This is a genomic window from Flavobacterium antarcticum DSM 19726 (genome assembly GCF_000419685.1).
GTDB classification, from domain to species: Bacteria; Bacteroidota; Bacteroidia; order Flavobacteriales; family Flavobacteriaceae; genus Flavobacterium; species Flavobacterium antarcticum.
The window spans coordinates 222,154-244,033 of the sequence record NZ_ATTM01000005.1 but is presented as its reverse complement, the minus strand read 5'-3'; the positions used below and the strand labels follow the sequence as shown (position 1 = coordinate 244,033).

At 34.6% G+C, this 21,880-nt stretch carries 23 protein-coding genes; 14 read left to right on the top strand and 9 right to left on the bottom strand.

Annotated features, from left to right (window positions below):
- Positions 1-213: 213 nt before the first annotated feature.
- A complete protein-coding gene (gene rpmH, locus YWA_RS0110465; protein ID WP_022828464.1) occupies positions 214-375 on the bottom strand; it encodes a 50S ribosomal protein L34 in 162 nt (53 codons plus the stop codon).
- A 169-nt stretch (positions 376-544) separates the two neighbouring features.
- On the opposite strand from rpmH, the gene YWA_RS0110460 reads away from it, so the two are divergent.
- The gene (locus tag YWA_RS0110460) at positions 545-1,060 is read left to right on the top strand and encodes a membrane protein (RefSeq protein WP_022828463.1); all 516 of its coding nucleotides are present in this window, start codon (positions 545-547) and stop codon (positions 1,058-1,060) included.
- Positions 1,061-1,275: 215 nt separating this feature from the next.
- Here YWA_RS0110460 and YWA_RS0110455 read toward each other — a convergent pair whose 3' ends face one another.
- Positions 1,276-2,166, bottom strand: a complete 891-nt coding sequence (locus YWA_RS0110455; RefSeq protein ID WP_026718745.1) for a lytic transglycosylase domain-containing protein — start codon at positions 2,164-2,166, stop codon at positions 1,276-1,278.
- 52 nt (positions 2,167-2,218) lie between these two features.
- Complete coding sequence (locus YWA_RS0110450; RefSeq protein ID WP_022828461.1) at positions 2,219-2,875, bottom strand: alpha/beta hydrolase; 657 nt, start codon at positions 2,873-2,875, stop codon at positions 2,219-2,221.
- A 192-nt stretch (positions 2,876-3,067) separates the two neighbouring features.
- On the opposite strand from YWA_RS0110450, the gene YWA_RS0110445 reads away from it, so the two are divergent.
- On the top strand, positions 3,068-3,352 hold the full coding sequence (locus YWA_RS0110445) for a GNAT family N-acetyltransferase (protein ID WP_022828460.1): 285 nt from the start codon (positions 3,068-3,070) through the stop codon (positions 3,350-3,352).
- A gap of 70 nt (positions 3,353-3,422) precedes the next feature.
- A complete protein-coding gene (locus YWA_RS0110440) occupies positions 3,423-3,764 on the top strand; it encodes a hypothetical protein (protein WP_157505331.1) in 342 nt (113 codons plus the stop codon).
- Positions 3,765-3,867: 103 nt separating this feature from the next.
- On the opposite strand, the gene mtaB is transcribed toward YWA_RS0110440, so the two are convergent.
- Positions 3,868-5,199 (bottom strand): tRNA (N(6)-L-threonylcarbamoyladenosine(37)-C(2))-methylthiotransferase MtaB, encoded by a 1,332-nt coding sequence (gene mtaB / locus YWA_RS0110435; RefSeq protein WP_022828458.1) that lies wholly within the window; start codon positions 5,197-5,199, stop codon positions 3,868-3,870.
- A gap of 87 nt (positions 5,200-5,286) precedes the next feature.
- Here mtaB and YWA_RS0110430 point away from each other — a divergent pair, with 87 nt between their 5' ends.
- Positions 5,287-6,897, top strand: a complete 1,611-nt coding sequence (locus YWA_RS0110430; protein WP_022828457.1) for an ABC transporter substrate-binding protein — start codon at positions 5,287-5,289, stop codon at positions 6,895-6,897.
- Between the two features lie 77 nt (positions 6,898-6,974).
- Entirely contained in the window at positions 6,975-7,409 is a 435-nt protein-coding gene (locus tag YWA_RS0110425; RefSeq protein WP_022828456.1) for a PepSY-like domain-containing protein, read from the top strand.
- Positions 7,410-7,454: 45 nt separating this feature from the next.
- Here the strand turns inward: YWA_RS0110425 and YWA_RS0110420 are convergent, their stop codons facing one another.
- Positions 7,455-8,633, bottom strand: a complete 1,179-nt coding sequence (locus YWA_RS0110420) for a GlmU family protein (RefSeq protein ID WP_022828455.1) — start codon at positions 8,631-8,633, stop codon at positions 7,455-7,457.
- Positions 8,634-8,776: 143 nt separating this feature from the next.
- On the bottom strand, positions 8,777-9,028 hold the full coding sequence (locus tag YWA_RS0110415; protein WP_022828454.1) for a type B 50S ribosomal protein L31: 252 nt from the start codon (positions 9,026-9,028) through the stop codon (positions 8,777-8,779).
- A 242-nt stretch (positions 9,029-9,270) separates the two neighbouring features.
- On the opposite strand from YWA_RS0110415, the gene YWA_RS0110410 reads away from it, so the two are divergent.
- The 7 genes from YWA_RS0110410 to YWA_RS0110380 all read left to right on the top strand — a co-directional run bounded on the left by YWA_RS0110410 (position 9,271) and on the right by YWA_RS0110380 (position 15,832).
- Complete coding sequence (locus tag YWA_RS0110410) at positions 9,271-9,798, top strand: DUF4199 family protein (protein WP_022828453.1); 528 nt, start codon at positions 9,271-9,273, stop codon at positions 9,796-9,798.
- Between the two features lie 2 nt (positions 9,799-9,800).
- Positions 9,801-10,751, top strand: a complete 951-nt coding sequence (locus tag YWA_RS0110405; protein WP_022828452.1) for a glycosyltransferase family 2 protein — start codon at positions 9,801-9,803, stop codon at positions 10,749-10,751.
- Between the two features lie 123 nt (positions 10,752-10,874).
- A complete protein-coding gene (locus YWA_RS0110400) occupies positions 10,875-11,372 on the top strand; it encodes an ORF6N domain-containing protein (protein WP_022828451.1) in 498 nt (165 codons plus the stop codon).
- Between the two features lie 4 nt (positions 11,373-11,376).
- Entirely contained in the window at positions 11,377-13,104 is a 1,728-nt protein-coding gene (locus YWA_RS0110395) for a phospho-sugar mutase (RefSeq protein WP_022828450.1), read from the top strand.
- Positions 13,104-14,930: an ABC transporter ATP-binding protein gene (locus YWA_RS0110390; protein ID WP_022828449.1), complete on the top strand. Its 1,827-nt coding sequence runs from the start codon at positions 13,104-13,106 to the stop codon at positions 14,928-14,930. The genes YWA_RS0110395 and YWA_RS0110390 overlap by 1 nt, the downstream gene beginning before the upstream one ends.
- Positions 14,931-14,950: 20 nt before the next feature.
- Positions 14,951-15,130: a hypothetical protein gene (locus tag YWA_RS0110385; RefSeq protein ID WP_022828448.1), complete on the top strand. Its 180-nt coding sequence runs from the start codon at positions 14,951-14,953 to the stop codon at positions 15,128-15,130.
- Positions 15,131-15,832, top strand: coding sequence for a hypothetical protein (locus tag YWA_RS0110380; RefSeq protein WP_022828447.1), 702 nt, complete (start codon positions 15,131-15,133; stop codon positions 15,830-15,832).
- Positions 15,833-16,001: 169 nt separating this feature from the next.
- Here the strand turns inward: YWA_RS0110380 and YWA_RS0110375 are convergent, their stop codons facing one another.
- From YWA_RS0110375 to YWA_RS0110365, 3 genes are read right to left on the bottom strand one after another with little or no spacing between them, the layout of a single operon-like run.
- Positions 16,002-16,727 (bottom strand): hypothetical protein, encoded by a 726-nt coding sequence (locus YWA_RS0110375; protein ID WP_022828446.1) that lies wholly within the window; start codon positions 16,725-16,727, stop codon positions 16,002-16,004.
- A 57-nt stretch (positions 16,728-16,784) separates the two neighbouring features.
- Positions 16,785-19,277, bottom strand: a complete 2,493-nt coding sequence (locus YWA_RS0110370; RefSeq protein ID WP_022828445.1) for a TonB-dependent receptor — start codon at positions 19,275-19,277, stop codon at positions 16,785-16,787.
- On the bottom strand, positions 19,267-20,961 hold the full coding sequence (locus tag YWA_RS0110365) for a M23 family metallopeptidase (RefSeq protein WP_022828444.1): 1,695 nt from the start codon (positions 20,959-20,961) through the stop codon (positions 19,267-19,269). The genes YWA_RS0110370 and YWA_RS0110365 overlap by 11 nt, the downstream gene beginning before the upstream one ends.
- Before the next feature lie 187 nt (positions 20,962-21,148).
- Between YWA_RS0110365 and YWA_RS0110360 the strand changes: the two genes are divergently transcribed.
- The gene (locus tag YWA_RS0110360) at positions 21,149-21,439 is read left to right on the top strand and encodes a hypothetical protein (protein ID WP_026718742.1); all 291 of its coding nucleotides are present in this window, start codon (positions 21,149-21,151) and stop codon (positions 21,437-21,439) included.
- A gap of 5 nt (positions 21,440-21,444) precedes the next feature.
- The gene (locus tag YWA_RS0110355; protein WP_022828442.1) at positions 21,445-21,738 is read left to right on the top strand and encodes a cell division protein ZapA; all 294 of its coding nucleotides are present in this window, start codon (positions 21,445-21,447) and stop codon (positions 21,736-21,738) included.
- Positions 21,739-21,880: the final 142 nt, after the last annotated feature.

Here is a 21,880-nt window from a genome sequence, read left to right as displayed (position 1 = left end):
GTGAGTTTCTGTTTTACCGCAGACCCTATCCCGAAATCTCGGGACTGATAGCGGTATCCTTTTTAATTTTTCTTTAAAATTAAAAAGATTTAGCGGATAGCAGGAAATAGCTCCTGAAACAAACCCTAAATTTAATCAATATTTTATAAAAAACTTTAAAAAAAAGCCGCTACTAATAAAAGTAACGGCTTGATATTGATTAGAATCTAATCATTATTTTTTGTGTCTTGGCTCGCAAGAAACAGTCAATTTATGTCTTCCTTTTGCTCTTCTACGTGCTAGAACTTTTCTTCCGTTCGCAGATTCCATTCTGTCCATAAATCCGTGTTTATTTCTTCTTTTTCTTTTCGATGGTTGAAATGTTCTTTTGCTCATTGCTTTGTATCTTTAAAAATCTTAATTTATTTCTATATTACGGTTCTTAAGATTTTCTTGCCTTAAAACCGAGTGCAAATATACAAAGGTTTTTTTTTTAAGCAAGCGGTTTTATAAAAATATTTTCAAATGATTTTCTTACATTTGCAAACTCAATAAAAGAACTACTATGTATCACAGAAATATTAAGCTTATTATCGCCGGATTAATCATTGCTACTGGGATTTGGCAATTTACAGAAAAGAATATCGGGAATGGAATTTTCCTTCTTTTACTGTCTACCATTTTCATCTTTTTGTATTTTAAGAATGAATTTATCCTTTTGGCCTTTTTAAAACTGCGAAAACAAGATTTTCCCGGTGCTCAAAAGTGGCTTTCATACATTAAAAATCCAGAAACAGCGTTAGTTAGAAAACAACAAGGTTACTTTCAATACTTACACGGTTTGATGCTGTCGCAAACAAACATCATGCAAGCGGAGAAGCATTTCAAAAAAGCGTTAGAACTTGGTTTAGGAATGGATACCGATAAAGCAATTGCGAAATTGAATCTTGCTGGAGTAGCGATGACGAGAAGAAGAAAATTAGAAGCTACGAACTTATTGAACGAAGCTAAAAAATTAGACAAACAAGGTTTGCTGAAAGACCAAATTAAGATGATGAAAGACCAGATGAAGAAAATCTAGTGGTCAGTGTTCAGGTTATTAGTAATCAGTCGTTGTCTTAAGTAAGTATTCGTCAGATTATTCGTAATCATTCGCAATTCAAGAATACATTTGAAATAGAAAATCCGCTTTTGAAACATTCATAAGCGGATTTTTTTGTGAATTATTTTCGAATAATTTATAATGAATACTCTTTTAAATTCTGAACACTAAAAGCCTGAACACTGACCACTTCCTTAATACCCGCTCGTTGGAATTTCAATTACGTATTTCTTTCCAGAAGTATTCGTCAACTTTTTATCGCGCAACCACGGATTGTGAATTTTCAATATCTTATAATTGATTCCTTGCTGTTTGGCGAAAGCGGCTAAATCAGTAATTGAAGAATCTATTTCTACTTTTTTTGTTGGAATTCCGCTGTACAATTCATCTTTTGTATAAGTGAACCCATACATAACGGGGTTTTTCATAATTTCTTTCAATGCCAAAATCCTGAAAACATAACGATAGGTTTCTTCCGTTAGCAATAAATCGTAGTAATTCGTTTCGCCTTGACTTGTGATTTGGCGGTTGACTCCTGCTAAACCTCCATTATAAGAAGCGGCAGCTAAAGTCCATGAACCCATTTTTTCTTTCGCATTCACAAGGTATTTACAAGCAGCTTCAGTCGATTTTATCAAATGATACCGTTCGTCTACTTCATCGGTAACTTCCATTCCATACTCTTTAGCAGTCGCCGGCATAAATTGCCAAAAGCCTTTTGCTCCTACTGATGAAGTAGCGTTTACCAAAGCACTTTCGGCTACAGCCAAATATTTAAAATCATCCGGAACGCCGTATTTCTTCAAAATTGGTTCAATTATGGGAAATTCCCGATTCGCACGTTTGGTAATAATGATCATGGAACCATGCAAATTTGCATTCACAATCAATTCGCGGTCAAATCGCTCTTTTACATCAGCTAAATGCAAAGGTGTTTTTTCTCCGGCGAAATCAATCGAAGTTGGATAATACCTTCCTCCTATTTCAGTATTCGATTTTGGTTCTGTGTAAGCAACCGAGTGGATTAAAGTGCCGCTGATTAAAACCAATCCGACTATACTTCCTATTTTCTTTATCGTGTTCATATCTTTCATCTATTATAGAAGTTAAACTGATTTACTCCTGCATTTATTGTTTTTATTCTAAAATTATTCTCGGAAGATTCTCGTTCATCCATCTAAATTTACTCAAAATCATAATATGTGTTCCGCCGGGAACTGCAATATAATCATTAATATTTTTAACAGGAAATACTTCGTCCAAGGTTCCGTGAATGTGAACGACATTTCTATCAGGTTCGGTTCGGTCCCATAAAATCATTTGCTCAATCGCCCAATCTAGATATACTTTGTCTCGAATGGAAAGATATTTTTCATACAATTTTAAACGTTTTTTTATGGCATCTCCAAAGGAATATTTGGCTAATAACTCTACATTGTGCAACCAACTTGTAGGCAATAATTTATACGCTTTTGTCGATTTTGCAAATTTCATTCGAAGCGGAACTTCCAAATTAGTTTTCACACTCGAAATAATAATCAGTTTTCTAACCTTCAGAAAGCGTGCCATTTCTTGGACTAAAACACCTCCAAAGGAAACGCCTATTAGAACAGGATTTGGTTCTGTGACTAATTTCGAAATTCGCTCTGCATAATGCGTCAGAGTTTCATTCACTAACGGTAATTCCCAATCTAATAAGTGAATTTCAAATTGGTCTTTAGGCAATTCAATACGTTCAAAAATTAGCGAACTTGCCGCAAGACCGGGCATAAAATAAACGTGAATTTTTTCCATCTCAAATGTTTTAACGCTGCACTAACAGCAAAAGTCATATAAAATGACGATTTTTGTATAAAATTACACGATTTATTGAAGTTGCACTATTCTCGATAGCACTTTATCACTAATTTGTGAAAAGCTGATTTTAGTTAGTTTGCTACAATTAATCATGCATTAGTTACTTGAAATACTATAATACAGACAATTATGGAAATTAAAGACAATACTTTTTCGAGACAATTTGAAACTTATGTCGATGAACAATTAATTACTTTAGAATATTCCTTTCAGGAAAAAAAGATTTTCTTAACACGGATAAACACACCTGATGATTTTGAAAACGAAGAATTCATATCCGAATTTTTGAAAGAAATCATGCAAATTGCTATTGATAACAATTGGAAAGTAGTTCCAATTTTACCAAAAATCGCCTCTTTCTTCCGTAAAAACAGAGTTTATAGAGAGCTTTTACCACCTGGAATTCGCATATAAAAACTCATAAAATTGAAACCACTTGTCAGAAGTGGTTTTTTTATTTTTAAAAATTTTTTATTTTTACGAAATGACATCCGAAGAACTCAACTCAAACGTACTTGCTTTTTTTGAAGAAATCGAAAAATATTACGGTTCTAAAACTGAAATAACATCGGGATTATACACCAATCTAGAAGATTTTGATTCGCACAACATCACTTGGAGTTTATCTGAATTTGATTTAATTCGAGCAGCTTATCGCAAAAAGGGCGAACGTTTTATGATGGAAGGTTCTTCAATGTATGTTGAAGTTAGCGCTAAAAACATTATTTCTTTCGAAAAAAAAGGAAGAAATAAATTCGAATTTATCGAGCAATACAGTCCTTCCGTTTATAGAATGACGACGATTAAATTTCATTATAAATATTAGAAATTGAAGTGTTTTTTTTTAGCCACGAATTTCACAAATCTTCACTAATATTTATAATTCATTCGTGCTAATTGGCGCAATTCGTGGCTAAAATTATTTTAAATTAAACTAAAGCCTCGACAAACTCCAATCTCACACTTCCGTCTTCATCGATTTTTGTCAATGTAATTTCGTGTAAAGTATTTACTAATTCTGGATTCCACGGCGTTTTTACTTTTACGTAATTTTCGGTAAAACCGTGAATGTAGCCTTCTTTGTTTTCGCTTTCAAACAAAACAGTTCGATTACTTCCAATTTGACTTTCGTAAAATGCACGACGTTTTTTCACAGACAAACCTCGAAGCATTTTACTTCTTTTCGAACGCACATTCGCTGGAACAACACCTTCCATTTCTGCCGCTTCTGTATTTTCACGTTCAGAATAGGTAAAAACGTGCAGATATGAAATATCCATATCATTCAAAAAATGATACGTTTCCAAGAAATGTTCGTCAGTTTCGCCAGGAAAACCAACAATTACGTCGACACCAATACAAGCGTGTGGCATTACTTCGCGGATTTTATTCACACGTTCGGTATAAACTTCGCGCAAATAACGACGTTTCATTAATTTCAAAATGTCATTACTTCCCGATTGCAATGGAATATGAAAATGCGGAACAAAAGTTCGGCTTTTAGATACGAATTCGATTGTTTCGTTTTTTAATAAATTAGGTTCGATGGATGAAATACGCAAACGCTCAATTCCTTCTACTTCGTCTAATTTTTGAACCAATTCATAAAAAGTATTTTCGTGTTTTTTGTTTCCAAATTCACCCTTTCCGTAATCACCAATATTTACACCGGTTAAAACAATTTCTTTAATATCTTGAGCAGAAATATCTTTGGCATTTTGCAATACATTTTCTAAAGTATCGCTTCTAGATATTCCACGTGCCAAAGGAATCGTACAATACGTACATTTATAATCGCAACCATCCTGCACTTTTAAAAAAGCACGTGTTCGGTCGCCAATGGAATAACTTCCTACATAAAAATCAGCTTCTGAAATTTCACAGGAATGAATTTCACCCATATCATTTTTGGATAAATCATTGATATAATCAGTGATTTTGAATTTTTCAGTCGCTCCTAAAACTAAATCTACACCATTTACATCCGCCAATTCTTCGGGCTTTAATTGAGCATAACAACCAATTGCGGCAACAAAAGCTTTGTCGTTCAACTTCATTGCTTTTTTAACAACTTGCTTAAATTGTTTATCTGCATTTTCAGTAACTGAACACGTGTTAATCACATAGATATCAGCTACTTCTTCAAAATCCACGCGGTCAAATCCTTCGTCTTGAAAGTTACGAGCGATGGTGGAAGTTTCGGAGAAATTAAGTTTACAACCAAGCGTATAAAACGCTACTTTTTTTTTAGTCAATGTCATTATCTGGAGCCCAATTGGGAAATAGGTATTTTAGCTATATTTACATTTTGTAAATAGCCTGCAAATTTACATACAATATTTTTTAAAATGAAATCATTAAGCTACTATATATCACTATTTTGCCTTACATTAACACTGTTTTCTTGCAAAAAAGAAGCCGAGTCTGACCGAGATAATTTGGTTTTCAGATACAATGAAGACGCCAATATCACCTCGTTAGACCCCGCTTTTTCAAAAGTGCAAACTAATATTTGGGCTTGTAACCACTTATTTAATGGGTTAGTTCAGTTGGATGATAAATTAAATGTGCAACCTGATATTGCAAAATCGTGGACTATTTCTGACGAAGGAACAACTTATCAATTCACTTTAAGAAACGACGTTTATTTTCATAAAAACAATTCTTTTGGAAAAGACAGCACGCGAACTGTAAAGTCTGAAGATTTCAATTATTCATTCAACCGAATTTTAGATGAGAAAGTCGCTTCGCCTGGACGATGGATTATGCAAAATGTTGCTTCTTTCAAAACTATTAATGACAGTGTTTTTGAAATAAAATTACACAAATCATTTCCCGGATTTTTAGGTTTGCTTTCAATGAAATATGCTTCGGTAGTTCCAAAAGAAGTGGTTGAAAATCCTGAAATTGACTTTCGTTCAAACCCAATTGGAACTGGACCTTTTCAATTTAAACTTTGGGAAGAAAACGTAAAATTAGTTTTGCGAAAAAATCCTTTATATTTTGAAAAAGATATTAATGGAGAAAAGTTACCTTATTTAGAAGCCGTTGCAATTACTTTTCTGCCTGACAAACGAAGTGGATTTCTGCAATTTATTCAAGGGAAATTGGATTTTATTTCAGGATTAGACCCTTCCTATAAAGACGAAATTCTGACTCAACGAGGTACTTTGCAAGACAAATATAAAAATGACATTAATTTAATTACTGGACCTTATCTGAATACCGAATATTTAGGTTTTCGCCTCGATGGAACTAGTGAAGCAATAAAAAATAAAAGTATTCGTCAAGCGATGAATTATGGTTTTGACCGGAAAAAACTAATTCTTTATTTACGAAATGGAATGGGAACACCTGCCACAAGCGGAATGATTCCAGATGGCTTACCAAGTTTTGAAGCTTTTGAAGGATATGATTATAATCCTGAAAAAGCAATTTCGTTAATAACAAAGTACAAACAAGAAACAGGTGATAAAAACCCAAAAATATTTTTAAGCACGAATGCTTCCTATATTGACATTGCTGAATTCTTGCAACGCGAATGGCAGAAAATTGGTTTAGATGTTTCGGTAGATATCAATCCACCATCGACTTTGCGTCAAGCGATTTCTACGGGTAAAGTGTCATTTTTTAGAGCGAGTTGGATTGCCGATTATCCCGATGCTGAAAATTATTTGTCTTTATTTTACAGTAAAAATTTCGCACCCAATGGCCCAAATTATACGCATTTCAAAAATGAAAAGTTTGATAAATTGTATGAAGATGCTTTCAGAGAAACGGATGTAGAAAAACGTTATAAATTGTACCGTGAAATGGACAAACTGATAATGGAAGAAGCACCTGTAATTCCTTTATTTTACGACAAAGTGGCTCGTTTCAGTCGGAAAGAAGTTCAGAATCTAGGTATCAACGGATTGAATATGTTGGATTTAAAACGCGTTAAAAAAGCAAAAAAGTAAATTTTTAACTGAAAGAGACTTAACGAAAGTATTTTTTTAGTAAATTGCTATGTTTAAATTAAAACAGCCCCAAAACCATGAATACAAAAAAGATATTTACGTTAATTTTAATAGCAAGTTCATTTTTTGCAAGTGCTCAACAAAAACAAAAGGTAACGAAATTACCACCTGAAGCGACAACTTTTCTCGAAGCAAATTTTAAAGGAATTCAAATACAAGAAATGTACAAAGAAGCAGAAGGTACTACGTTTAAATATGAAGTAAAACTTGCGAATGGTGCTGAAGTGGAATTTAACAACCGCGGCCGATGGAGAGAAATTGAATCAAAAACTACTACGCTTGCCACTACAATGTTACAACCAAGTGTTGGTGCTTACATTCAGAAAACATATCCCAATGCAAAAATCACTGAAATTAAAAAAGGAAATCGTTTCAATTTTGTAAAAATTAACGACGAGATAAATTTACAATTTGATACAGAAGGTAATTTTTACAGAATAATGCCTGATTAAAAAGCAAAGAAAAGCCTTAATTTATCATTAAGGCTTTTTTTATGTTTACGAATCTTTTCTCCACTTTTTAGTTTCTTCAAAAACGTGTTCTAATATTTGTTGCTCTTTTTCATCAAACTCTAGATTTCTTCTTGACATTACAATTCTTGCGGTTTCAAATGCTTTTTTAGTGATGTATGTTGAAAAACCTGAAGCGCCACCCCAAGAAAAACTTGGAACGAAATTACGAGGAAAACCACTTCCAAAAATATTCGCACTTACACCAACTACAGTTCCTGTATTGAACATAGTGTTAATTCCGCATTTACTGTGGTCGCCCATCATTAATCCACAAAACTGCGAACCTGTTTTAGCAAAACCTTCGGTTTCGTAACTCCACAATTTTACTTCTTCGTAGTTGTTTTTCAGATTTGAATTATTAGAATCGGCACCAATATTACACCATTCCCCTAAAACTGAATTCCCCAAAAATCCGTCGTGTCCTTTATTTGAATAAGCGAATAAAACCGAATTATTGACTTCTCCTCCAATTCTAGAATGTGGTCCAACCGTAGTTGCTCCATACACTTTGGTAGCCAACTTCACTTGAGCACCTTCGCATAAAGCAAAAGGTCCACGAATTACAGAACCTTCCATAATTTCAGAATCTTTACCTATGTATATTGGACCCGTTGAAGCATTTAAAGTTACAAATTCCAACTTCGCTCCTTCTTCGATGAAAATATTTTCTGGTGAAATGACATTCACACTTTTTGGAATGGGTTGTGACCTTCTGTCTTCTGTCAGTAATTCAAAATCTTCGCGAATCGCAGCGTCGTTTTTTTGAAAAATATCCCATGTATTTTCAACAGTCAAAACGTCGTCGCTGAATTCGATAATTTCGTAAGTATCAAAATCAACTTCTTCTTGCGATTCTTGTGTGAAAAATGCAATTACTTCATCGCCTTTGAAAATCGCCTGATTGACTTCTAAATTCGAAACCATTTCAACCAAAACGGCATTTGGCAAAAAAGAAGCGTTAATCATCACGTTCTCTTCCATTTCAACCATTGGAAATTTATCCTGCAAATATTCTTCTGTAACTGTAGTTGTTGTGGAGCCCAAATAATTTTCCCATTTCTCGCGAATGGTTAAAATTCCAATTCTAATTTCAGCAACAGGTCTGGTAAAAGTGAACGGCAACAAGGCATTACGAACGGTTCCGTCAAAAAGTATATAGTTCATTTGAAAAGTTTAAGGGTTTAAAAGTTTAAAGGCATTCTCGCTGCTTTTAAAATTAGATCAAAGTTACAAAGTAAAAATGATTTTTGAGCATAAAAAAAGCCTCCCAAACGGAAGGCTTTCTATAATTTGAAACACAAACTAGGTTATTTAGTGTGTTTAGCGTATTTTGTTTTAAATTTATCAATACGTCCTGCAGTATCAATAAGTTTAGATTTACCTGTGTAAAAAGGGTGAGAAGTTCTAGAAATCTCCAATTTTACAACTGGGTATTCAACACCTTCGTGCTCGATTGTTTCTCTTGTTTCTGCTGTAGATTTAGTGATAAAAACTTCGTCGTTTGACATGTCTTTAAAAGCAACTAATCTGTAATTCTCTGGGTGAATTCCTTTTTTCATGGTAAATGTTTTTATTCGTTTGTTGAAATAATTCGTTCTGAAGCTTTTTCATCTGACAGAAAAAGGTATAAACGCCTTATGACTTTTTGTTTATTCTGTTTTTAATTTCAGAGTGCAAAAATACACTTATTTTTTAATATACAAATGTTTAATGCGCTTTTTTTAATCTATTTAGAAAATGATTTTTAAAGATAGTAAAAGCGGATTTGCTATATTTGTAGCTTATTTTGAACCAAATACTAATGACAGACCCGATTAAAAAAATTGGAATGCGAAATGGCGTACTTCTAGGATGCCTTTTGATTCTATTCACTTCTTATCTACACTTTTATAATTTAGAATTACTTACAAACGTCTGGCTCGGCTTTTTCACGGTGTTTGTTATGATTGGTTTTGGAATCTTATCTATCCTACAAACCAAAGCGAAATTAGGTGGTTTAATCACTTTTAAAGAAGCTTTTTCAGGCTATTTTTATACTATTTTAATTGGCAACGTGATGAATACAGTATACCTATTGCTATTGTATTTAGTAATTCTTTCACCCGAAACAAAAGAAATTATCCGACAATTGATGATTGATTTGAATGTCAAATTAATGCATGTTGGAAATGCTCCTCAAGAAACAATTGATGAAGCGATGCCAATGTTTGAAAGTTTCAATCCATTTACTTTTTCTGAAGTGGTTACCGCTGCTGTAAAATATTTACTTCGCGATTGTTTGATTGGATTTGTTGTTGCCTTAATATTTAGAAACAAGCGAACTCTTTAATTATGAATTTATCGATTGTTATACCGCTTCTGAATGAAGACGAATCATTGCTAGAACTCCACAACTGGATTGTAAAAGTGATGACTGCCAATCAATACAGTTATGAAATCCTGTTTATTGACGATGGAAGTACTGATAAATCTTGGTCAATTATTGAAGGTTTATCCGTTGAAAATTCAAATGTAAAAGGCATTCGTTTTCTTAAAAATTTCGGAAAATCACAAGCCTTACATGCAGGTTTTGCAAAAGCACAAGGCGATGTAATTATTACTATGGATGCCGATTTACAAGACAGTCCTGAAGAAATTCCCGAATTATACGACATGATTATCAATCAAAATTATGATTTAGTTTCAGGTTGGAAAAAGAAACGCTACGATTCTGTGGTTTCAAAAAATTTACCTTCAAAATTATTCAATTGGGCCGCGAGAAAAACGTCAGGTGTTGAATTGAATGATTTTAATTGCGGTTTGAAAGCGTATAAAAATATTGTCGTCAAAAACATTGAGGTTTCAGGTGAAATGCACCGTTACATTCCTGTTTTAGCGAAAAATGCAGGTTTTGGAAAAATCGGTGAAAAAGTAGTTTTACATCAAGCTCGAAAATACGGCGTGACTAAATTTGGAATGGACCGCTTTGTAAACGGATTTTTAGATCTGATTACAATCTGGTTTTTATCCCGTTTCGGAAAACGACCAATGCATTTATTTGGACTTTTAGGTTCAATAATGTTTGTTATCGGATTTTTAGCAACACTTTCAATTATAATAATTAAATTAGTAAAATTAAATTCAGGATATCCAACGATTTTGGTGACCGATAATCCTTTGTTTTACATTGCCTTAACCGCTATGATGATCGGAACCCAATTGTTTTTGGCAGGCTTTTTAGGTGAAATTATTTTGAGAACCAAGAATAACGAAGAGCGGTATAAGATTTCGGAGGTGATTTAAAGGATTAAAATAGTTGGTGTGATAATTCGTGATACCATCAAAAATATAATTTCACAACTTGAGGTCACAATTTGTGACCTCAAGTTTAAAGAAATAAATTAATAACCTTCAAAAATATACGCCATGCCAAATTTAGAAACAATCGACAATAAAATTCACGTATTACGAAATCAAAAAGTAATGTTTGATTTCGATTTAGCTTTACTTTATGAAATTGAAACTAAACGCTTAAAAGAAGCCGTTCGAAGAAATATAGAACGATTTCCTGAAGATTTTATGTTTGAATTGAATAAAGAAGAGTTTGATAACTTGAGGACGCAAAATGCGTCCTCAAGTTATGGAGGAACTAGATATATGCCGTTTGCATTTACAGAACAAGGCGTTGCAATGCTATCTTCTGTACTAAAATCTTCAAAAGCAATTGAAGTAAATATTGCGATTATGCGGACTTTTGTACTGCTTCGCAATTCAATTTTATCATTGGAAGAAGTTTCAAAGCGAATCACAGATGTTGAAAAACATTTCCCAGAAATATATAATGCTTTGAATTATTTGATGAATACCGATAAAAAAAGTATTGAACAGAACGAACGAAAAAAAATAGGATACACAAATAAATAAAAATATGCATATTCCTGAAAACATATTAAGTCAAGTAAATGAATGGTTAACACCCACTTTTGACGAAGACACACAAAATAAAATCAAAGAAATGATGACTTCGTCTCCAAAAGAGTTGGAAGAAAGTTTCTATAAGAATTTAGAATTTGGAACGGGCGGAATGCGTGGCGTTATGGGTGTTGGAACCAATCGTATTAACAAATATACGTTGGGAAAAAACACGCAAGGTCTTGCGAATTACATGAAGCAGGTTTTTCCAAATAAAGCATTGAGTGTCGCTATCGCTTTTGATTGTAGGCACAACAGCAACACTTTAGCAAAAGTGGTTGCTGATGTTTTTTCGGCAAACGGAATAAAAGTATATTTATTCTCGGATATGCGACCTACACCTGAATTGAGCTTTGCTGTAAAATATTTGAAATGTCAAGCCGGAATTGTACTTACTGCTTCTCACAATCCTCCTGAATACAACGGGTACAAAGTATATTGGGAAGATGGCGGTCAATTAGTTCCGCCTCAAGATGCTGCAATTATTAATGAAATCGAGAATTTACGTTACGACCAAATTCAATTTCATGCGAATGAAAAATTAATTGAATACATCGATAAAAAGGTAGATGAAGCATTTATAAAATCATCTATTGAAAATGCAAGTTTTAATACTGATGCTGCTGCAAAAGACAATTTGAACATCGTTTTCACTTCACTTCATGGAACTTCAATTAAAATTGTTCCGGATACTTTGGCGAAAGCAGGATACAAAAATGTGCATTTAGTTCCCGAACAATCGGTTCCGAATGGCGATTTTCCAACGGTTAAATCTCCAAATCCCGAAGAACCGGAAGCCTTGACAATGGCCTTGGCTTTAGCCGAAAAATTACATGCTGACATTGTTATTGGAACCGACCCAGACTGCGACCGATTAGGTATTGCAGTTAGAGATACAGAAGGTAAAATGATTTTGCTGAACGGAAATCAAACCATGGTGATGATGACCGCATTTTTACTGGAACAATGGAAAAAAGCAGGAAAAATAAATGGTAAACAATTTGTAGGTTCAACGATTGTTTCTACTCCCATGATGTTGGCTTTGGCAGACGGATACGATGTGGAATGCAAAGTTGGATTGACAGGATTTAAATGGATTGCGAAAATGATTAAGGATTTCCCTGAACTTGAATTCATCGGAGGTGGTGAAGAAAGTTTCGGGTTTATGGTTGGCGATGCAGTTCGTGATAAAGATGCTGTTGCAGCTACTTTATTGATTTGCGAAATTGCCGCTCAAGCAAAAGCAAATGGAAGTAGCGTTTATGAAGAATTAATTAACTTATATATCGACTTTGGTTTCTATAAAGAACATCTAGTTTCACTAACTAAAAAAGGAATTGAAGGCGTTGCAGAAATCAATCAAATGATGGTTGATTTACGCGAAAATCCGTTGAAAGAATTAGGTGGCGAACGGGTGATTATGGTAGAAGATTATAAAAATTCGACTGCTTTAAACTTATTGACTGACGAAGTAGAAGCGCTATCTATTCCTAAATCAAACGTTTTGATTTACTACACGGAAGACGGTTCAAAAATTGCAGCACGACCAAGTGGTACAGAGCCAAAGATTAAATTTTACGTTAGTGTAACCACAGATTTAGACTCCAAAGATGATTTTGAACGAAAAGAAAAATCACTAGACTTGAGAATAAAATTAATTTTAGAAGATTTAAACGTCATTTAATGAGCAGTATTAAACAAATTATTCCTTTTGTAAAGCCGTATAAAAAATATGCTTATTTAAACATATTTTTCAACATTCTGTACGCGCTTTTTAGTACGTTGTCCTTTATTGCTTTAATGCCAATGTTAGATGTACTATTTGGCACAGACAAAAAAAATTACGTACAACCCGTTTATACGACGCTTGGCGAGTTAAAAAGTTTTCTTACTAATTTTTTAAGTTTTCACCTGACGCGTTTTACCGATGAAAACGGCATTAGCTTTACTTTAGGTGTTTTAGTAGCGGTAATTATCTCCATTTTCTTGCTAAAAAACTTGTTTGATTACCTCGCGATGTACTTTATCACTTTCCTACGAAATGGAATTGTAAAAGACATGCGAAATACATTGTACAAAAAAACGCTTGAATTGCCCATTGCTTTTTTCTCTGAAAAACGAAAAGGGGACACGATTGCTCGAATTTCAAACGATGTAAATGAAGTTCAAAACTCGATGCTTTCCATTTTAGAAATTATCGTAAAAGAACCGCTTACTATTATTTTTACAATTACCGCCATGTTTTTGATTAGTGTGAAACTTACACTTTTTGTCTTTATATTTATTCCTATTTCAGGTTATATCATTTCATTAATTGGAAAACAATTGAAGAAAAAATCTACTAAAGTGCAAGAAGAACAAGGCGTATTTCTTTCTACTATTGAAGAAACATTAGGCGGACTAAAAGTAGTAAAAAGCTATAATTCTGAAAATTATTTCAATAACGTCTTTCAAAATTCCACAACAAGATTTTATCATTTATCCAACGCAATTGGGAATAGACAAAATTTAGCTTCACCCGTAAGTGAATTTATGGGAATATTTGTAATAGCCGTTTTACTTTGGTACGGCGGACATATGGTTTTGGTCGAGAAAACCTTGAATGGTGGTGTTTTTATTGGATTCATGGGATTGGCTTACAATATTTTAACGCCTGCTAAATCTATTTCTAAAGCTTCTTATGCCGTAAAAAGAGGAGATGCAGCAGCAGAACGAATTCTAGAGATTTTAGACCAAGAAAATCCAATTCAGAATAAATTGGATGCTATTTCAAAAAATGAATTTCACGATAAAGTTTCTATTAAAAACATCAATTTTAAATATGAAGATGAGATTGTTTTGAAAAACTTTTCTTTGGATATTAAAAAAGGACAAACAGTTGCTTTAGTGGGACAATCGGGAAGTGGGAAAAGTACGATTGCAAACTTGCTGACTCGTTTTTACGACGTTCACGACGGTGAAATTAAAATTGACGAAAGCAACATCAAAGATTTAGATTTACAGTCGCTTCGTGGCTTAATGGGATTGGTCACGCAAGACAGCATTTTATTTAACGATACGATTAAAGCAAATATTGCTTTAGGAAAACTTGATGCTTCTGATGAAGAAATTATTGATGCGTTGAAAATCGCGAATGCTTTTGAATTTGTAGACAAATTACCAAAAGGAATTTATACCAATATTGGCGACAGCGGAAACAAATTGTCTGGTGGACAAAAACAACGTTTATCGATTGCTCGAGCAGTTTTGAAAAATCCCCCGATAATGATCTTAGATGAAGCGACTTCTGCTTTGGATACAGAAAGTGAAAAATTCGTACAAGTAGCATTGGAAAACATGATGCAAAATAGAACATCGATTGTTATTGCACACCGACTTTCCACCATACAAAAAGCGGATAAAATTGTAGTAATGCAGAACGGTCAGATCGCGGAACAAGGTTCGCACGATGAATTATTAGCTTTAAATGGAACCTACACACGGTTGGTGAATATGCAGTCTTTTGAGTAAAAATTTATAATTTTAACTGTATGAAAAGAGAATATTTCGGAATGCTTTTTATAATTATTTCTGTTGTTTTAATTATCGGTGCGGATTATATATTCGGAGACGACGTTGTGCAAGAAAACTTAAGTCGATTTATTGTAATATGGATTCTTGCAGGATTTTATGCGGGACAATATTCAATGAAATTTCCAAAAGCTTTTTAAATGTATATTTTAGACAAAAACATTCGACTTGCCGAAGATCCAGATACCATTATTTGGAAATATTTGGACTTGTCTAAATTTGTCGATTTATTGCTGTATCAAAAGCTATTTATGTCAAGGTCCGATAAATTTGAAGACCAATACGAAGGAACGTTCAGCGAGCCGACTTACGAGGAGATTAAAAAATTAGCGAAAGACAATCCCAATTTCTTGGATTACTACAAAACGCACCGCAAAAATGTGGTGATTAGCAGTTGGCATATTAATGAATATGAATCGTTCGCCATGTGGCAAATATTCACTCAAAAAAACGAAGGATTGGCTATTCAATCTACTTTAGGGAAATTACAGAAAGCACTTGAAGTGGACACGGAATACAAACAATACATCGGCGAAGTTAATTACATTGATTATAAAAAAGAATACATTCCGTTTGACAACACCTTCTTTCCGTTTCTATTTAAGCGAAAAAGTTTTCAATACGAACGGGAAGTTCGCGTGATTTCTGACTTAACCAATTTCAATTTAGAAATTGACAATGGTGTTAAAATAGGAATTGATATTAAAGAACTCATTGAGAAAATCTACATTCACCCAAAATCAGAGAATTGGTATAAGAAATTGGTGATGGATTTAATCGCTCGTTTGGGATTTGATTTCGAAACTGAAAAGTCGGATTTAGAAAGCGACATTCTTATTTAGACCCTGCAATTTGCTCTTTTCTAGGAATTAACATAAAATAGAACAAATGTTATAGAAATTATTTTGTAAGTTTGTGTAGAACTTTAAAATTTAGTACCATGGTTGCCGTAATTATCAAAGTCGTTTCTATACTAATTGCCATCATTACAACACTTTTTAACTATTTCTTTTAAATAGGATCGTAATTCTCAATCGTAAATTCAGGACTCAATAAATCTACAAAGTGGTAGTTGATTCGGTCGTTTTTGTCAAACTGACCGTTTTGATTTGTGTCTTCAATCGTTCTAAAGTACAATCTGTTTTTAGATTCTACTAAATTCCAATCAATCAATTCCTGCATATCTGCACTTAACTTCTTAAAGGTTCCTCCTGAAATCGTACTGATATATAACGCTTTTATGTCGTTCGAATCTAACTTTTTATCGCGATTTGTATCCATATCTACAATGGTGTACACCAACAATTGCTTTTTAGATTTTTCGAATATCGTATTCAAGTAACTCACATTACTGATCACCATTTTCTTGTCGGTCAAGAGATGCATTTCAGTTGAATCCGTGTGTTGGAATTTGATGTTCTGTAAAAATCCGGTTAATTCAAAGCGGTTGTAATTCGAAACTGTAAAACTCACTTTATCGGTATTTGAAGTTCCGTAGGTTGATTTCGCACGGCCTTCGTAAACTCTAAAGTCGCCAATGGGATGCAGCAAATAGGAAGTCCCTTCCATTTGAATCGGCAAATCTGCGATTGCAATTTGCGATGAATCGATTGGAGTTGTTTTAATTTCTGTTTTGGACGTATCTTCATACGTCACTTTTGGCGTCTCTTTCTCTTCTTTACAATTGAAAAACATCAAAGAAGCTAGAGCTATAAATACAAGTTTACTATTTTTCATGGTCGCTGTAATTGATTCAAATATAACAAATCTATTTCTAAAATCTAAAATCGTGATTTAAAGTTTGGCAGTCAATTTCAAATTGAATACCCGTGTGGTCAAATAATTCGGAACACCGTATTGATTTTTGGTGTACACGTCACGTACCCACGTATTGGTAATTGCGTTTTGATTGTTGAACAAATTAAAGATTTCAAAGCCTATGGACAAATCTTCAAACGTTTTAAGCCAATGGTTTTCAGAACGATTCGCATTGTTTTCGGTTAAGACGTAGGAGAAACCAACATCGGCACGGCGGTAATCCCTCAACCGACTTTGGTACACATAAGGATCTGCATACGATGGCGAACCTCCGGGAAGTCCTGTGTTGTATAGAATATTCAAATATACTTTTACACTTGGAATATTGGGCATGTAATCTTGAAACAAGGCGCCAAATTTCAATCGTTGGTCCGTTGGTCGCGCAATATAGCCTTTGTTGTCAATGTTTTCTTCTGTTTTCATGTAGCCAAAACTCAACCATGATTCGGTTCCGGGAACAAATTCACCATTCAATCGAACGTCAAGTCCTTGTGCAAATGCTTTTGCATTATTGTCAGCTGCATAACGTATGCGGACATTTTCTAACGTATACGGATTTACATCCGATAATGATTTGTAATAGAGTTCAGAAACCAATTTAAAAGGTCGGTTCCACATTTTAAAACTGTAATCATTGCTCAACACCATGTGAATGGATTGTTGTGCTTTTACATCCGGAAGAACGGTTCCTTCTTGGTTTCGCAATTCTCTGAAAAAAGGCGGTTGGTGGTACACACCTCCGGACACCCGGAACACCATGTCTTTTTGCCATTTTGGTTTTAATGCAATTGAAGCTCTTGGACTGAATACAAACTGCGAATTAGCATTTAGACCGTCACCAGAAACGGTCCATTGATGGCCTCGCACTCCGGCGTTGTACCAAATATCGGCTGCTCCTAATTTCCCTTTATTACTCCATTGTACATAACCGGAGTACCGATTAATATTGACAAAGTTTGTTGCCCGAACATTATTATAAGGAACCAATGGCCCAATATACGGCTCGTAAGGCTGGTTGTTTCCTAAAAAGGGTACAATGGGCGGATTCAAAGAAAATCCTGCTGAGTCAATCACTTCCCACTCCACTACTCTATCTCGAATGTCTTCGCGGGTGTATTTAAAACCCCACTCAACCGTATTGTTTTGAATTTTATTGATTCCTTTTATTTCTCCGTTGAAAATCAAGGCATCTAAATTATTTCGGGCGTGATTCAACTGCGAACCGACACCCTCTGAATAAACAACTTCACCAAAGTTTTCAGATCCCAAGTTGCCGTCCACTTCACCTAACGCATATTGTGCCAAAATATCAAAATATTCCTGTTCCGTCGTATGATAAGCAGAACCGATCAGTTTTAAAGTGAAATTTTCATTGACTTCATGCACTGATTTTAAGGCTCCAAAATAAGTCTTGTACGCGTCTTTTTCTTGCCCTTGATAAAAGATGTTTAAAGCAATCGGTTCATCGATCGTTCCAAAGTTGGTTTGCCGCGTTAACGGTTGGTAATAGTATTTGTTTTGAGAAATATTTCCAAGAAAGCTGAAGCGCCATTTTGTATTTGGTGTAAAAGTCAAATAAGTTTGCACATCGGCAAAAGTGGGTTTGAAATTCGATTCCGTTTCTTGACTGTTTACTAAAAGGCTGTTGTCTCTGTAGCGAATTCCTGCGATTCCTGTCCATTTTTGATTTTTAGAAACACCTTCAACAGCAACGCTTCCGCCAAGAAAACTCGCTTCGGCTGCAACGCCAAATTTCTTCGGAATACGATACGTAATATCTAAAACAGAGGAAAGTTTGTCGCCAAATTTCGCTTGAAATCCTCCAGCAGAAAAATCAACATTCTCCACTAAATCAGTATTGGTAAAACTCAAACCTTCTTGTTGACCTGAACGAATTAGAAAAGGTCGATAAACTTCAATTTCGTTCACATAAACTAAATTTTCATCGTAATTTCCACCGCGAACCGAATATTGGGTACTCAATTCGTTATTTCCATTTACGCCTGCGAAGGTTTTCAATACATTTTCTACTCCTGCATTCGCTCCTGGAATTTTCCGAATCGTAGCAGGATCGATGTTGGCTATGCCTTCAATTCGGTCCCGTTTATTTTTCACCACAATCACCTCGCCCATTTGTTCCGTTCTGCTGTTCAAAACGGGATTGAATTCGAAATCTTCATTCGTTGCAAATGTTTTGGTAATGAAGACATTTTTAAAACTGACGTGAGAAAAGACAATCGTGGTATTTTTGTTCGCAGGTACTTCTAAAACGTAAAAACCCGTTGCGTCTGAAATCGTGCTTTTAGTTGAAATAGAAATCGTTACATCGCGAACAGGCTGGTTGTTTTCGTCTAGAATAACTCCTTTTATTCGAGCGGTCTGTCCGAAAACATTCGCAATCGAAGCACAAATAAATAAAAAAAGCAGTAGGTGTTTTGTTTTCAAAAGGTCGACGTGTTTATTTAGCATTTCTAAAAAAGTGCGTTTCAAAGATAGTAGAATTCCCTACATTATCGGTTACTTCCAACTTAAATTCGTTTCGGCCGTCTTTCAAAAATTGGCCGTCGAAATCGTACGTAATTCGTGCTTTTTTATAGTCATAATCGAATAGAATCCAATTTCCATTGATGTAACCATTATATGAACTGATTCCTGAAAGGTCATCACTTATCGTAAAGTCTATGGAACTTTGAGCATTTAAGGATTTTCCTTCCGAAATATTTACTGGACGCACTTTTGGAGCTGTGGTGTCTTGTGCTAAAAAGAATTTTCCTAGGTTTTTAGTATAGGCCGTAAAGGTACTGTCTTTGACTTTCGTCGAATTGTATCGTTTGCTTTTCCCGTCTAATGAAGCGATAAATGTTTTTTTCTTCTGTTCTTCGGTCAACGAATTGTCGTCGATCGTGACTTTAAAGTTTTTATGAACGGCAACAGAACCATCGTGAAAGGTCAACGTATCTTCTTTTACATCAAAATTCACATAAAAATCTTCGTAGAATGTGCCTTCTTCCACGAAAACCGACATGTTGTCTTTTTTGTACATGTTGTCATTATTGGCTTTCAAGAAATACGGTGTTTTTATAACTTTACTTGGCGTTTCGGCAACTGCAGCCGCATACTGAATGGGAATATTAATGACCACTTTATTATTGTTGTAATCTCTTACTTCGATGCGATAGGTGTTGCTGATATTTGGCTTGACCACAACAATTCCATTGTTTTTATCCGACTTCACAATACTTAATGGATACGGATTACTCATAAATAATCTTTGAATTCGAACGCCCGTTTTCTTAAATCTTGGATAATCCAAAAGTGCATTGATGTAGCGACTTTCGTCAAAAGCAAACGTGTTGAACTCATAATTAAAGGATTGCTTTCCGTTCAAAAACGACTGTACTTGATAGGTTCCATTTTTATTGTAATTGAAATCAAACATATCATAGGCGTTGATTCCAAAACCAACCGCTCCGTTGACTAAAACTTTATCGGTCGTATACGTGCCATCGGGTTGCTTTGTATAATTGATTGCTAGTGGTTCTTGGGATTTATTCACAATGGAATTATCGCCAATCGGATACGCCATCAATGTGCTTACGACCGGCTCTTTGGTATCTTTTATCAATGCATCGAATCCAAAAAGTAGTGGATTAATCGGTTTTTCAGATTTGGTATCCCGAATTTCAAAATGCAAATGCGGTCCACCCGAACCACCCGTATTTCCTGACAGTGCGATAACTTCGCCTTGTTTAACCACCAATTCGTCCGGTTTCAGAAAAAGTTCAATTTCAAATGCTTTCTCCTTATAATGTGCTTTTTTAATATAGTCTTGAATTTTGCCGCTTCCTTGATTCAAATGTCCATAAACGGTTGTGTACCCATTAGGGTGCGTAATGTAAATTGCTTTTCCGTAGCCGTAACTTGAAATTTTAATGCGAGAAACATACCCGTCTGCGGCAGCGTACACATTTAGATTTTCTTTTTGATTGGTTTTGAAATCCAATCCCGTATGGAAATGGTTGCTTCTTAACTCACCAAACGAACCCGACAAGTTCAACCGAATGTCTAAAGGTGCTTTAAAATAGTCTTTTGGATACTCATTTTGAGCACAAAGATTCAAAGAAATAACGAGAAGCAGGAGGCGGATATACATGGTTTACATTTTTGGCTAATATAAATAATTTAAATGAGGCACTAATTCAATTTTAATAATTTTATAACGCACTATTCGTCACATTATTAACGCAGAAAAGAAGATTATCAGTAAAAAAAGCGTAAAACTATTGCGTAATAAAATAGGAATACTAACTTTGTGATTATAAGTAATGAATAATGATTCGATGAGTGAAATTGCAGATATAGTTGATACTCTTGAAGATAAGGTGCTTAAACTTTTTAGTAAACTAGAAGGATTAGAGCAAAACTCTCGAGATTTAAAACTAGAATTGGAGCAATCTGCATTGATCATCCAGCGGCAATCAGCGGCTATTGAAGTGTTGCAAAAGCAATATGAAGCAGTGAAATTGGCAAATTCCTTACTTGGCAGTGACGAAAATAAAAGAGAGACGAAGCTTAAAATAAATGCATTAATTCGGGAAATTGACTACTGTATCAAGCAGTTATCAGACTAAATAATATGGACGAAAAGCTTAAAATTAAAATATCAATTGCCGACCGTGTCTATCCCTTGAATGTGGACATGGCACAAGAAGAAGGACTGCGAAGTGCTTCCAAGAAAATTGATGTAATGATGAAGCAATTTGAAGAAAATTATGCTGTTCGAGACAAACAAGATGTTTTGGCCATGTGTGCGTTGCAATTTGCAACACAAGTGGAGCAAAAACAACTGGATAAAGTCGAAGACCACACGAATACGATTGACAAATTGAAGAATTTGAATGCTTTATTGGACCGCTTTCTCACAAAATAATACGTTCTTAACACAGACTAAAAATACTGCCTACATTAGTTTTTATTTGGTAAACTCAACACTAACAAATTAGAATGAGCAAATCATCGCTACTAGAGCAAGCCGTTTCAGTACGGAAGCTTGAACAGTGAGTTAGCTCAAA